We start from the raw sequence: 14,305 nt of genomic DNA on the forward strand, positions 1-14,305 counted from the left end.
TGGCGGCCGCGCCGGCGCTCGGACTAGGCGCACGGCGCGCTAGATCAGGCCTTCGAACAGCAGCACGTCGACCATTTCGCCAGCGGCTACATTGCCCTGCTCGTGGCCGAGCACCACCATGCAGTTGGCTTCCGTCATCGAGCGCAGGATGCCGGAGCCCTGGGCGCCCGTCAGCCGTACTTCGGGCTGGCCATCCGCGCCCCGGCTGATAATGCCGCGCTGGTACTCGGTGCGGCCGGGCCGTTTGCGCATCGCCGCTTGCGCTCTGGCCTGCAGCGTCAGCTGGGGTGCTTGCGCACCCATCATGGCCAGCAGGGCAGGGCGGGCAAACAGATAGAACGATACCGCCACGGCGACCGGATTGCCGGGCAGGCCTAGCAGCCATGCGCTATCGGCGCCGTCGCGGATCTGGCCGAACGCCAGCGGACGGCCGGGACGCATGGCCAGCTTCCAGAACGACAGCTGGCCCAGACTGGCCAGTATGTCGCGGGTATAGTCGGCCGCACCTTCCGATACACCGCCCGAAGTAATGATGGCATCGGCCTGCCGGCAGGTGCTGCGTAGTGCCGCATCCAGTGCCTGCGGATCGTCGCGCACGATGCCCAGGTCTATCACTTCGCAGCCCAGCCGCGTCAGCATGCCGAATACCGTGTAGCGGTTGCTGTCGTAGATACTGCCTTCGTCGAGCGGCTGCCCCGGTGCGCGCAGTTCGTCGCCGGTGGAGAAAAACGCCACGCGCAGCTTGCGCTGCACGCTCACTTCGGCCATGCCGAGCGAAGCGATCAGGCCCAGATCGGCGGGGCGCAGCAGTTTGCCTCTGGCCAGTGCCACGCTGCCCTGCTTCAGGTCTTCGCCAGCGAAGCGGCGATTGGCGCCTTGCTGGATCACGCCATGGGCGACGGTGACGCTGTCGTCGCTGATGGCGCTGGCCAGTTCCTGCGGCAGCACGCTGTCGCAGCCGGCCGGCATGGCGGCTCCCGTCATGATGCGGATGCATTCGCCGGCCTGCACTTGCAGCGCGCAGGGGCGGCCCGCGTAGGCGATGCCTATGACTTTGAAGCTGGCCTGCGCCTGCGCGGCGTCAGGCAGATCGGCGCCGCGCAGGGCGTAGCCATCCATGGCCGAATTGTCGTAGGCTGGCACGTTGATGGGCGAGATCACGTCCTGCGCCAGCACGCGGTCCAGCGCGCTGAAGAGGGGAACGGTATGGCTGGCGTCGAGCGGCGTAATCTGCTCGGCGATCAGGCGCTGCGCCTGTTCCACATGCAGCGCGCTGTCGTGCTGGCCGGCGCTGCGGGCTGCGCTGCTGCCTGCATACGCTGCAGCGCTGGCCATGGCGGCGGCAGAGGGAGCAGCTGCAGAGGGGGCAGCTGCGGAGGCGGGCGGCTGCTCGAGCGCCTGCAATTCATCCAGTGTGTTGACGTTGCTGAATGCGGCATCGTCGTCGAACAGGACTTCGGCCACGCGCAGCGATTTGTACCAGCTTTCCATGCGTCGTTCGCCACTGGCCAGATAGGCTTCCAGCTGCGGCAGTACACTGGTTCTGAGCAGCGCGAACACGGGATGCAGCTGGCGCTGCGGCGCGGCGGCATCAGCGTGCGTCTGCATGGTCACGGCCAGTGCGACGTCGGCGTTCTGCTCACTCAGCGCAGCATGCAGGCGCGCCGCCAGATCGGCTGGCAGTAAAGGCGAATCGCAAGGGACGGTGAGCAGCAGTTCGGTGGGGCAAAACTGCAGGCCGATCTGCAGCCCTGCCAGCGGACCCGCATAGCCATCGATGTAGTCCGGCAGCACGGGCGCATTGCCAGCCAGTTCCTGGTAGCGTGTCAGATTGCGGTTGGCATTGATGGCATAGCTGGCGACCTGCGGTGCCAGACGGGCGATCACGTGCTCCACCAGCGTGCTGCTGCGGAAAGGCTGCAGGCCTTTATCGACGCTGCCCATGCGGCTGCCGCGGCCACCGGCAAGTATCAGGCCGGTGATCTGGTTCTGGAAAGACAAACTAACCTCCGATGTAAGACATTTCAACTTTGCGCTGTTCGGCCTGCGGCAGCGCCGTCTGCGCCGTACGCAGTTCCGAATAGCGGTCCGCGCGCGCACGCCAGAGCTGGGCTAGCGCGCCGCTGATGGCGTTGTCGCTATGGCCGTCACGCAGCAGCGCACGCAGATCGTGCCCGCTGCTGGCAAACAGACAGGTATATAGCTGGCCTTCGGTCGACAGGCGTGCGCGCGTGCAGTCGCCGCAGAACGCCTGGGTGACGCTGGAAATCATGCCGATCTCGCCGCCGCCATCGGCGTAGCGCCAGCGCGTGGCGGTTTCGCCGCTGTAGTTGGCGTCCAGCGCCTGCAGCGGGAACTCGGCGTGGATGCGTTCTACCACTTGGGCCGATGGCAGCACTTCGTCCATCTTCCAGCCGTTCGAAGCGCCTACGTCCATGTATTCGATAAAGCGCAGAATGAAGGGCGAGTGGCGGAAATAGCGCGCCATGGGCAGGATTTCCTGATCGTTCATGCCGGCCTTCACCACCATATTCACCTTGACCGGCCCCAGTCCTACCTTGTGCGCCTGTTCCAGCCCTTGCAGCACATCGCGCACGTCGAAATCAACATCGTTCATGCGGCGGAAGGTCTGGTTGTCCAGCGCATCGAGCGAGACGGTGACGCGCTGCAGACCGGCGTCCTTGAGCGCCTGTGCCTTGCGTGCCAGTAGCGATGCGTTGGTGGTCAGCGTCAGGTCCAGTGGCTGGCCGCTGGCCGTTTTGAGCCGGGCCAGCATGGCGATGAGTTTTTCGATATCTTTGCGCAGTAGCGGCTCGCCCCCCGTCAGGCGGATTTTTTCGACGCCGTGGGCGACAAATATTCTGGCCAGCCGGGTGATTTCCTCGAACGAGAGCAGGGCTTTATGCGGCAGGTACTGGTAATCGCTGTTGAAAACCGCCTTGGGCATGCAATACACGCAGCGGAAATTGCAGCGGTCGGTCACGGAAATGCGCAGATCACGCAACGGCCGCGCCAGACGGTCGCTGAGCAGGCCGGTGGGCGTTTCAGGCGTTGCGGGAATGACCGGAGCGGCGCCGCGCTGCTCGGTCATCATGATGATTTTTTCTGCCATGAGAGTGGTGAAGTCTTGCTGTTTTTGAAACCTTGCGCGCACTCTGGCGCGCGCAGCTAGCTACGATACCACGAGCGGCAATTTGGCGTCCGTAGCGCTGGCGTGCCAGCCCCGCTGTCAGAAGCCCGCTTCGCGCCACGCCACCGACGCGGCCGTGCGCAGAAAGCGCAAAGCCGGGGCTTCCCACTGGCCCGCAATGGCAACCCGGCCGCGCCACTCGGGGCTGGCGGCGGGCAGTTCTGCATCGGCTTCCAGCTGCACGCGGTACACCGCATGCTCGGGATACAGCACGCCATTTTTTTCGCGTACCAGCACGTCGCCGCCGAACAGCGTAGCCAGTTCCGGTTCGCCCAGCGTGCGGCTGGCATCGCGGTCGATGCTGGCCACGGTCAGCCGCACGGCCGGACCGGCACCGCCGTCGGCCATGAACAGCGCGCGGTCGCCTTTGGCGATGCGGCGCACGGCTTCTTCATCCACATAGGTGATCACCTGCCAGCGCGCGGATTTGATCAGCGCTCCCAGATATTCCTGCGCCTTGAGCCAGGCGCCGGGGCGCAGGTCGGGGTCCACATCGACCAGCACGCCCGCATACGGTGCCTGCGGACGATAGCGTTGCAGATCGGCGCCGACGGTGGCGCTTTCGGCGCTGGCGTAGGCCAGTTGCTCATGCAGCAGCTGCCAGTCCTTGCGATTGGCGGCATCCAGGCCGGCTGCAGCCGATTGCCAGGCCAGGGTATCCTGGCGTGCGATGGTTTCATTGGCGCGCAGGGCCAGTTCCGGCGAGCCCAGGCGCAGCAGCAAGGTGCCGGCACTGACCTGCTGGCCGTTAGGCACGGGCAGAGCTTCCACCTGCGCATGCTCGGGCGCATACAGTGCCAGGCGTTGCTGCGGTTGCAGCATGCCGGCGCTGAGTACGCGGCTGGGCCAGGGCAGCACGAACAATGCTGCCACCAGCACGCCCAGCAGCGCACTGCGGCGTGCCCGGCGGCTGTGGCGCAGGGTGTTCCAGTGCGTGCCCCATACACGCAGCTCGCGCCACACGGGCAGGGCGAGGAACCAGCCTATCTCCACCGCAAACAGCAGTATGCCGACGGCCTTGATGAAGAAGTGGTAGACCAGGGCCGCAATCCCGAGGAAGACCACCAGCCGGTACAGCCACACAGCCCAGGCGAACAGGATCAGGCCGCGCTGCAGGCCGGGCTTGAACGGTTCCGGCACCGGCTCGCCCAGTGCAAACAGGCGTTCGCGCAAGTCCCAGCGCGCCAGCGCGAAGGCGCGGTTGTGCAGATTCGGCAGGCCGAGATAGTCGGATAGCAGGAAATAGCCGTCGAAGCGCATGAAGGGACTGGCATTGATCGCCAGCGTGGCCACCCAGGTGGTGGTCGATAGCAGAAAGGCCAGCTGTCTGGGCCCGCCTTCGGGCAGCCATACCCAGGCCAGCGTCGCCCAGGCGGCGATCATCAATTCGGTGACGATGCCGGCGCCGGCCACGGCCAGGCGCTGCTCGCGTTTCGTCAGCTTCCAGACTTCATTGGTGTCGGTGTAGGCTACTGGCCACATGACGAGGAAGGCCAGGCCCATGGTCGGCACGCGGCAGCCATAGCGTTTGGCCGTCAGGGCATGACCTAGTTCGTGGCAGACTTTGGCCACGGTGATGGCGCCGCCATACAGCAGCGCCCCTTGCCAGCTCAGGGTGTCCATCAGGGTGGCGCTGAAGCGCTCCCATTCGCGGTAGGCACCGACCAGCCCCAGCACGCCGGCGGCCACGGTGAGCCAGCGGAACAGCGGCGAGTAAAGCCAGCCCAGCTGCGGGGCCAGCCAGTCCAGCCAGCGGTCGGGCCGGAGCAGCGGAATGCGGAAGAACAGGTAGTTATGCAGCAGCCATTCATGCCAGCCGCCGCGCTGGCGCAGGCGCTGGGCGGCCAGTGCGCGTGCGCTGCCACGTGCTGCCTGCAGCAACTGCTGTTCGCGCAGGAAGGATAGCAGCCGTTCGAGGTCGCTCTGGTCCAGTTGTAAAGTGGTGTCGTGGTTGATCTGGCCGAGTATGGCCGCAGCGTCGGCCAGCTCCCAGCGGCTCAGCATTTCGAAGCTGGGCCAGTCGAGCTGGAAGAACTGGTTGCGTACTGGGTCGTGCAGCGTCCAGCTGGGCTGGCCGTCCGCCAGGCGCGGGCCGGGCAGCAGCGCAAGTTCCTGACGCAGCACGGGCAGGGCAGTCTGCATGGCTCAGAATGCGATGAACTGGCGCACGCTGGCCAGTGGGCGCCGCAGCACCCAGTAAATCAGCGGCGCGCGCTCGCCACCCAGTTTGGCCGTGCCTTTCAGTCCTATGCGCTGGCCGGCGCGCGCATCGAGCCGTGCGCGGACGCGGTAGGCATAGCTGCCGTCGGGCCGCGCCAGCGCACGGTGGCTCATGTAGCGCAGCGTGCCGCTCAGCGGGGTGAGTGGCGCCGCCGCCAGATACAACTGCAGGGGCGCGTGTTCGGCCAGCGGAATGGCATCGCCGACCGCCACCCAGGCTTCGATTTCCACATCGTCGGCGGCAGCGACCTGCATGATGCGCTCGCCCGTCTGGACCGGCCGGCCTATCCATTCGGACGGGTCATCGAACAGGACGATGCCGGCCTGCGGCGCCAGCACGCGCGAGCGCGTTGCCTGACCTTCGAGGAAGGCCGCCTGGGCCTGTTTCTCGGCCACCTTGCCCAGCGCGCCGGCCAGCTGGCTGCGTGCGCGTGCATCGTTGAGCATCAGCTGGGCATTCTGGCGGTATTCGGCCTGCGCTGTGGAAAGCGCTTCGCGCGCGACGTCGAGCCGGCTGCCGATAGGCGCCTGGTCAAACGAGAACAGCGGCTGGCCTGCCTGCACCAGCTGGTTGGGGCGCACGGCAAATTCGGCTATCACGCCATCCAGCGGGGCACGGATGGTGGCCGGGTTGGCCGCTACCAGTTCACCGGGCGCCAGTACTGTCATCCGTACCGGGAATAGCAGCACGCCCAGTATGGCCAGTGCAAGCGCAGTGCGCCGGCGCCAGCGGCGCTCGGCCGCGCCGCCATGCCACCAGTCGCGCAGACGTGCCGGCAGGCGTGCCAGCGACCAGCGCGGTGGCGGGTGGGCAGCACGCCAGGCGTGCTGCCAGATGTCGCTCCACTCGCCCAGCAGGGCCAGCTGGCTGGCCGTCCACGGCTGGTCGCCGGCGAGCAGCAGGCCGCCGTGCGCAGCGCTGGCGTCAACGGCGTCGCGCTGCAGGTGGCGCAGCGGCAGCCAGACAGCGTGGGCCGGCAGCCATTCATCCCAGCTGGCTTTAAGCGTAGGCGGCAGGGCGGCCGTGGCTATACACAGCGGCCCGGCCTCGGCGTGTACGCTAGCAAGGTGGCGGCACAGCGCATCAAGCCAGTGGGCGTAGGGCGCATTGGCTTCTACCGAGATGACGCCGGACAGCGTGTGCACCCCGGCGGCATGGAACCATAGCGCCGCCTGGCGGTAGGGCAGCAGGGCGTGGCTTTCGTTCACCACCAGAAAAGCCAGTTCGTCGGCACTGGCGGCAGCGCGTGCGCGCTGGGCCAGTTCCAGCAGCGCAATCAGCGGATGGTCGGGCGCGTCCTGCTTCATGCCGACAGTGCCGCCCGGCGTGCGAGACTGCTGCTGCGCGCGCTGCGCAACTGCTCGGCGAGGCTGCTGCGCCCGACCGGATCGGCGGCTTCCGGCTGGTGCAAGCTGGTACGTATGCCCTGCTTGCCGATGACCACTTTGAACACTTGCGATACTTCGCGCCCCTGGCTGTCACGCGCCGTGACGCGGAAGCTGAGTGTGCCTTCAAAGCCGGGCGGCGGCGTGCCTTCGAAGCGTGCCGTCTTGCTGTCGAATTTCAGCCAGCCCGGTAGCGGTGTGTCGTTGAACTGCTTTGCGCTGAACTGCACATCGGCGGCGCTACCCGTATAACTGAAGGCGTCGCGCGGAATCTGTAAAGACAGGCGCTCACCGGCACGGATGGCAACATCGGCGATGGGGGCTGAAATTTGCGGCGGCCGGTCCAGCGACAGTGCCGACCCGGTACTGCTGGCTAAACCGAACTCCGGGCTATGGCTGGTACTGCTCTGGAAGCCACTGCCTGCCGCCAAGGTATCGAGCGGGGACAGGGATGGCGTATCTGTCCAGCTGACGCTGTCGAGGCTGCCAGACCTGATCAGGGAGGTGAGCGCAGACTGGCCGGCACCCGTGACACGGCCAGCATTGCTGCCGCTGGCGCCAATGTCGCTGCCGACTGGACCGGCGCCTGCGGGCGCACCCGCAGTGGTGTTGCCGCTTGCGGCGCCAGTGCCGCTGCCGTTGCTATTGCCGCCATTAGGGACAATGACGGGCACTGGTACCGGTACCGGCACCGGGGTTTCCGGTTGCGTCGGCTTTTCCGGTTGTGTCGGAGTGTCCGGTTGCGTTGGCGTGACGAGCGGAGTCACCAGCAGTGCGCTGCCCTGGTTGCCGGCACTATCGCGCACCAGCAGCCGGACGCTGGTGCTGCTGTTCAGCGTCCAGGCCTGACCACTGGTGGCCACCGGCGACCAGCTGCGGCCATCGTCGTATGATGCCAGCAGGGTTTCGCCGCTGGCCAGTGCCGCGCTGAGTGTGCCGGTGAGCAGGCCGGCCGCAGTCTGCGCGCTGAGCACGGGCGTGGCCTGTGGTGCACTACTGTCCAGCACATAGTTCTGGCGCAGCGGGGTACTACTGCTGCCGGCAGCCGTAACGCGGGCGGCCAGCGTGTTGCTGCCGCTGAGTGTCAGGCTGGCACTCCAGCTGCTGCCGGCGGCACTGGCCTTATGCCAGCTAGTGCCGCCATCGGCCGAGACTTCCACAGTCTGGCCGGCCAGCAGGGGCGCCGACAGTGTGCCGGTGATGGTTTGTGCCGCCACGCTGGTGATGAAATCAGTGCTGCTGCTACCACTGTCGGACGAGAGGGCGAACGTTAGGACTTGCGGTAACGCTGCCATGCGCAGCTGGGCGCTGCCGCTGCTGCGGTTGCCCGCCACATCGGTGACGCTGGCGACCACCTCGTAGTTGCTACCTGCGGCCAGCAGCAGCGTGCCGCTGCTCGGTGTGGCGCTGGCGAGGTCGAGGCTCCAGCTGCCGCCACTGGCGCTGACGCTGTACTGTGCGCCGCCCACGCTCACGCTCAGAGAGTCGCCGTCGGCCAGCGTGGCGCTGCCGCTCAGCACGGGAAGCGGTGTGGTGCTGGTCTGAGCGTTGGCGCGCGGCCCGACCGGCGCCGTGGTATCCAGCATATAGCTCTGGCTATAGGCGTCGCTGCTGCCGCCGTCGCTGCGCACGCAAACCATCAGCGTATTGCTGCCCGCTAGCGTGACACTGGCGGACCAGCTGCTGCCACTGGCGCTGGCCCCGCTCCAGCTGGCTCCGCCGTCAAGCGAGATTTCGACCCGCTCACCGGCTTGCAGCGCGGCGGACAGACTACCGCTGACAGTCTGCGTGGCGACGTTGGTGATGAAGTCGCTGGCGCTGCTGCCGCTGTCCTGCGACAGCGTGGCGCTGGTGACGGTGGTGGTGGGAGGTAGCAGCGGCGGGGCCGGATAGCCCAGCACCAGCGCATCGCTGCCTGTCGTGCTGCGGCTATTTCCGGCACGGTCGGTGACGGTAGCAACGACGTTGTAGGCTGTGTCCATCGTCAGTGCCAGCGTGCCGCTGGCCGGGACGGCACTGGCCAGATCCAGCGTCCAGCTGCCGGCGCTCGCCGTGACGGTATAGCTGGCGCCGCCAACGCTGATGCTCAGGCTGTCGCCGGCCTCGAGCGTGGCGCTGCCGCCCAGAGTGGGCTTGAGGATGGTGGAGTGCAGTGGCGTGATGGTGGCAGCGGCCGGCAGGGTGGCGTCGTAGACGTAGGCTTGCTGGTAGTTGCCTGTGCTGTTGCCGGCCGTGTCGCTGACCTTGACGCGTAGCGTATTACTGGCACTGATGCTTACCCCGCTGATCGACCAGCTGTTCTGGCCTGTGCTGGCGCTGGCTGCTACCCAGCTGGCACCATTATCGAGCGAGACCAGGACCTGTTCATCTGCCGCCAGATTGGCCGATAGCGTGCCGCTGACGGTTTGCGCGGCGATATTGGTGATGAAATCGCTGTTGCTGCTGCCGCTATCCGCCGAGAAGCTGGCGCTGGCGATGGTGGTAGTCGGCGCCGTGGTGTCCAGCACATAGGCAGCGCTGGTGGCGCTGCCGACATTGCCGGCCGCGTCGGTGACGCGCAGTTTCAGCGTGTTGCTGCCGCTGAGGGTGACACCGCTCCAGCTCAGCATCGTGCCGCTGACGCTGGCTGTGATGTCGCTCCAGCTGACGCCATTGTCGAGCGAAGCTTCCAGCAGGTCGCCGCTGTCGAGTGGCGCGCTCAGCGTAGCGCTGATGGTCTGGGCCGCTGACTGGGTGATGCGGTCACTGCTGCTGACGCCGCTATCGTTGGACAGGCGGATGTTGCTGAAGCTGGTCGTTGGCGCGCCGCTATCGAGCACATAGGCAAAGCTGGCGGCATTGCCGCTGTTGCCGGCGGCATCGAGTACGCGCACGCCTATGCTGCCGCTGCCGTTCAGCGTCAACGACGTCGGCAGGGACCAGTTGCTGCCGCTGGCATTGACGGTATTCCAGCTGGCGCCGCTATCGAGCGTCACCTGCACGCTTTCGCCAGCCGCCAGACTGGCCGTAAGCGTGCCATTCACACTGCTTTGCAGGGCCACACTGGTGATCCGGTCAGTGGCGGAGCTGCCGCTGTCGGCGCTGAACAGCACGCTGGCACCGGTGGTGGCCGGCCCGGTGGGCAGATAGCGGTAGGCTTGCTGATAGGTGGCGGCATTGTTGCCTGCCGTATCGCTGACGCGCACTTGCAGCGTACTGCTGGCGCTCAGCGTGACACCACTCAGCGACCAGGTGTTCTGGCCACTGCTGGCGCTGGCAGCGGCCCAGCTGATGCCATCATCGAGCGAGACATAAACCTGTTCACCGGCCACCAGATTGGCCGACAGCGTGCCGCTGATGGTTTGCGCGGCGACATTGGTGATGAAATCGCTATTGCTGCTGCCGCTATCCGCCGAGAAGGCGGCGCTGGCGATGGCGGTAGTGGGTGCCGTAGTGTCCAGCACATAGGCGGCGCTGGTAGCGCTGCCGGTGTTGCCGGCAGCGTCGGTGACGCGCAGTTTCAGCGTGTTGCTGCCGCCCAGGGTGACGCCGTTCCAGCTCAGCGTACTAGCGCTGACCTTGCTTGTGATGTCGCTCCAGGTGGCGCCATTATCGAGCGAGCCATACACGAGGTCGCCGCTGTCGAGCGGCGCGCTCAGAGTGGCGGTGATGGTCTGCGCCGCGCTCCGGGTGATGCGGTCGCTATTGCTGGCGCCCGTGTCGTTGGAGAAGCTGATGTTGCTGAAGCTGGTCGTCGGTGCGCTGTTGTCCAGCACATAGGCAAAGCTGCTGACGCTACCGATATTGCCGGCAGCATCGACTACGCGCACCCGTATGCTGCCGTTGCCGTTCACGATAACCGGGGCTGCCAGCGACCAGCTGGTGCCGCTGGCCGTGGCGATACTCCATGAGGCGCCATTGTCGGCCGAAACCTGCACGCTCTCGCCGTCGGCGAGGCTGGCTGTGAGCGTGCCGCTGACGCTCTGGCTGGCGACATTGGTGATCCGGTCAGTGGCGGAGCTGCCGCTGTCGGCACTGAATACCACGCTGGCGCCAGTGGCGGCCGGCGCTGTGGTATCGATGACGAGTGCCTTGTTGGCCGCGAGCGAGCCGGCTGTGCCGGGGGCCATCAGCGTCAGTGCCGCGTTCAGGTGGATGCCGCCGGCGTCCTTGATGGTGGCGCCGTTCAACGCGAGGGCGCTGGTGCTGCTGTAGTCGAGATCGGTGCTATTGTCGTTTGCACCTACCGTGTAGCTGAAGCTCAGTGTGCTGCTGCCCGAACCGCCCACATAGCGGGCCAGGCCGCCGCTGGATAAGGCCAGGGTGGGCGTGCCGCCACTGGTGTCGACGTCGACAGCGCTACTGAAATCGAGCGTGATGGTGATGCTGCGGCCGGCGCCATAAGCACCATCGGCGCTGCTGGCGCTGACGCTGGTGACGCTGGGCAGGCTGCCGTCTATCAGCACCGCTGCCGTACTGCCTATGCCGTTCATGGACAAGGTGGCGTCGTTGCCGGCCGTGTCACGCAGTGTGCCGCCATTGCTTTGCAGGCTGCCGAGCGTGATGCCATTGCTGTCGCTATCTCCGTTGAGTACGGTGTAACTGAACACCAGCGCATGGCTACCTGAGCCGCTCACATAGCTGGCATAGCGCACTTGTGCGCCGACGGCCAGACTGATGCGTGGTGTACCGCCGCTGGTATCGACGAATACGCTTTCGTCGAAATTGACGGTGAAGTTCAGGCTGCTGCCGTTGTAGTAGGTGGCGTCGGCCGGCACCGCGACCGAGGCGACCGTGGCCGCGCTGCTGTCGATCTCGATGCTGAGCGCACTGGAAGCCTGCGAGCGATTGCCGGCGGCGTCTGTGGCTTTGACGGTTAGCGTGCGCGTGCCGGCAGCCAGCGTGCCGGAGCTGTAGCGCCAGTTGCCGCTGCCGTCGGCCACGGTCGAGCCGAGCAGGCTGGCGCCGTCGTACACCTCGACGGTGGCGCCGGCTTCGGTGCTGCCCGTCAGGGTGGGCGTGGTGATGTTGGTGATGTGATCGCTGCTGGAGCTGCCGCTATCGCTGGCGCTGTCCAGCACGGGCGCGCCGGGCTGGACGGGGGCACTGGTGTCCAGCGTATAGGCTCGGGTGCTGGCTGTACTGTAGTTGCCGGCCGCATCGGCCACGCGCAATTGCAGGGTGTTGTTGCCGTGGTTAAGGGTGACGCCGGTCCAGTTCAGAGTGGTGCCGCTGACCATGGCGGTAAGATTGGTCCAGGTATTGCCGCCGTCTAGCGAGCCGTAGACGATATCGCTACCGGCCGGCGCGCTGCTGAGGGTGGCGCTGATGATCTGGGCAGCGGTCCTGGTGATCAGGTCGTTGTTGCTGCTACCACTGTCGGCTGACAGCGTTACGCTGTTGAAGCTGATGGCGGGTGCGCTGGTGTCATAGGTGTAGGCCTGGGCGTAGATGGTACTGTCGTTGCCGGCATAGTCGCTGACCTTGACCTTGAGTGTATTGCTGGCGCTAAGCGTCACACCGGCGAGGCTCCAGGTATTCTGGCCGGCACTGGTGCTGGCGACGGCCCAGGTGGCGCCATTGTTGATGGACACATACACTCGCTCGTCCGCGGCCAGGTTGGCACTCAGTGTGCCGCTGATAGTCTGGCTCGCCATATTGGTGACGAAGTCGCTGCCCGAACTGCCACTGTCGTCGGAAAAGCTGGCCGTGGCGACGGTGGTGCCGGGGGCGCTCCGGTCCAGCGTGATGGTGGGCAGGCTCAATGGGGCGCTGGTATTGCCGGCGAGGTCGGTCGCTTTCAGCTGCAGAATGTTGGCGCCGTCACTCAGGGTGAGGCCGCTCCAGAACAGCTGGCTGCCGCCGACCTTGTTTGTAATGTCGACCCAGTTGCTGCCATCGCTAGAACCATACAGGGTGGTGCCGTTTTCCAGTGCCTGCCCCAGATTGACGGTGACCGTCTGCGACGCTCCGTTGGTCAGCAGGTCCGAATGACTGGCGCCGGAATCGTTGGACAGGGCAGTGCTGCCGACATTGAGCGCAGGGGCGCTGGTATCGAGCGTATAGTTGAAAGTGGAAGCAACGCTACTCAGCTGGAGGGTGGTATTGGTCACTCGCGCCAGTAGCGTGTTGCTGCCGTTGAGCAGGCTGGTGCTATAACTCCAGGTGGTATAAGTGTCCAGATTGGCCCTGTTCCAGCTGCTGCCATTATCTACCGATACCTCGACAATGTCGTTAATGCCTAGCGCGGTAGTGATGCCGCCCCTGATGGTCTGGCTGGCCACATTGGTGATGCCATCGCTATTGTTGCTGCCACTGTCGGCCGAGATGGTCAGAGAGTTGACATAGCTGACAGGCGGTGCCGGCTTGAGGTCGGTGAGGACGATAAACTGCAGCGAGGCGTCTTCATCGGTGCTGATGGTGACTTCCCTCAGGTCGGACAGAGAGCTCAGCAAGGAGGGATAGAATGGCAGATCCAGCATGGCATTGTTGGCGCGCAGCGTCAGGCCGGCGAAGGGGCTGCCGTCGGCTTTAATGCCCGTAAAGGTATATTCTTGATTGACATTGGGGAAATACCGTCCGGACGTGAACGATTTGAGATCGAAACTATAGTTTTCCAGGGCACGGATGGTCAGTTTGACCGTGCCGTCGTGTTGTGTAGCGTAGAGACCTCGGCTCTGGTCGATATATATTTCCTGGGCGTTAAAGGTGATGTTCACCGTGGTCGCGCCGACCTGCACGGATTTGTACACGGCATAGCCATCGGCGGTGGTGTGAGACTCGTCCACCGCGCTGAAAAAAGAGAAGCTGTAGTCGGTTGCCAGTACGCCATCGTAGCTGGCCAGTTCCAGTGCGCGGCTATCGATGTTGCCGCGATGTGCTTCCAGCGTCCAGTTGCCGCCCAGGCGGGTGGAGCCGGTCAGGTCGGTAGAGGCGGCGACATCGGCGCCGGTGGCCCGGGCCAGACCATCAAGCAGGGCAGGGCGGTCGCCGATGTTGCAGCCATAGAGCATCAGGTCGCCGCCGGCCTTCAGTGCCTGCCCCAGTTGCGCCAGTTCGGATGCTACCGCGCCCGTCGTCAGTGTGGTCTCGTTCAGGCTGGTGGTGCCCAGGTGCAGTGCGCCCGACTCGCCATGTGACAGGATGTGGATGGCATCATAGCCGCCGTTGGCAACGGCCCACTGCGCGATCTGCGCCAGGCCATCTTTGCTGCCGTCAAACTCGACGATGCCGACACCGGCACGCACACCGGCTTCCATGGTCCGGTAGTTGGCCACCGAGGTATCGACCAGCACGACTTCCTTCTTGCCGCCATCTTTGGCTGGCTCGGCAGCGCGCAGCGTGACGGCGGCCGGTACGGCGACCGCGCTATCCTGGACCTGGGCCGCGTGTGCTGCCTCGGCCATGGTCGTCACGGCAGCACCGTCGAACATGAAGCGCTGCTCCAGTGACAGCAGGTGCGAGGTCCGACGCAGTGCACGACGGCGCGGGGTAGGGGCGGTTGGCTGGTTCATATCAGACTCCTGGGAC

Annotated in this window: 5 protein-coding genes; all 5 read right to left on the minus strand. The window is 65.6% G+C overall.

Annotated features, from left to right (window positions below):
- Nucleotides 1–39 precede the first annotated feature (39 nt).
- The 5 genes from moeA to GTP23_RS03875 all read right to left on the minus strand — a co-directional run bounded on the left by moeA (nucleotide 40) and on the right by GTP23_RS03875 (nucleotide 14,289).
- Nucleotides 40–2,001 (minus strand): molybdopterin molybdotransferase MoeA, encoded by a 1,962-nt coding sequence (gene moeA / locus GTP23_RS03855; protein WP_161033932.1) that lies wholly within the window; start codon nucleotides 1,999–2,001, stop codon nucleotides 40–42.
- Between the two features lies 1 nt (nucleotide 2,002).
- Entirely contained in the window at nucleotides 2,003–3,112 is a 1,110-nt protein-coding gene (gene moaA / locus GTP23_RS03860) for a GTP 3',8-cyclase MoaA (RefSeq protein ID WP_161033933.1), read from the minus strand.
- A gap of 117 nt (nucleotides 3,113–3,229) precedes the next feature.
- On the minus strand, nucleotides 3,230–5,332 hold the full coding sequence (locus GTP23_RS03865; RefSeq protein WP_202411908.1) for a site-2 protease family protein: 2,103 nt from the start codon (nucleotides 5,330–5,332) through the stop codon (nucleotides 3,230–3,232).
- Nucleotides 5,333–5,335: 3 nt separating this feature from the next.
- Nucleotides 5,336–6,718, minus strand: coding sequence for an efflux RND transporter periplasmic adaptor subunit (locus GTP23_RS03870; protein ID WP_161033934.1), 1,383 nt, complete (start codon nucleotides 6,716–6,718; stop codon nucleotides 5,336–5,338).
- Entirely contained in the window at nucleotides 6,715–14,289 is a 7,575-nt protein-coding gene (locus GTP23_RS03875; protein ID WP_161033935.1) for an Ig-like domain-containing protein, read from the minus strand. The genes GTP23_RS03870 and GTP23_RS03875 overlap by 4 nt, the downstream gene beginning before the upstream one ends.
- Between the last annotated feature and the right edge of the window lie 16 nt (nucleotides 14,290–14,305).

Source organism: Duganella fentianensis, from assembly GCF_009857835.1.
Taxonomy (GTDB): Bacteria; Pseudomonadota; Gammaproteobacteria; order Burkholderiales; family Burkholderiaceae_D; genus Rugamonas; species Rugamonas fentianensis.

Coding starts and splice junctions, on each gene's coding strand:
- moaA (WP_161033933.1), bottom strand. CDS start 3,112: ATGGCAGAAAAAATCATCATGATGACCGAGCAGCGCGGCGCCGCTCCG.
- GTP23_RS03865 (WP_202411908.1), bottom strand. CDS start 5,332: ATGCAGACTGCCCTGCCCGTGCTGCGTCAGGAACTTGCGCTGCTGCCC.
- GTP23_RS03870 (WP_161033934.1), bottom strand. CDS start 6,718: ATGAAGCAGGACGCGCCCGACCATCCGCTGATTGCGCTGCTGGAACTG.
- GTP23_RS03875 (WP_161033935.1), bottom strand. CDS start 14,289: ATGAACCAGCCAACCGCCCCTACCCCGCGCCGTCGTGCACTGCGTCGG.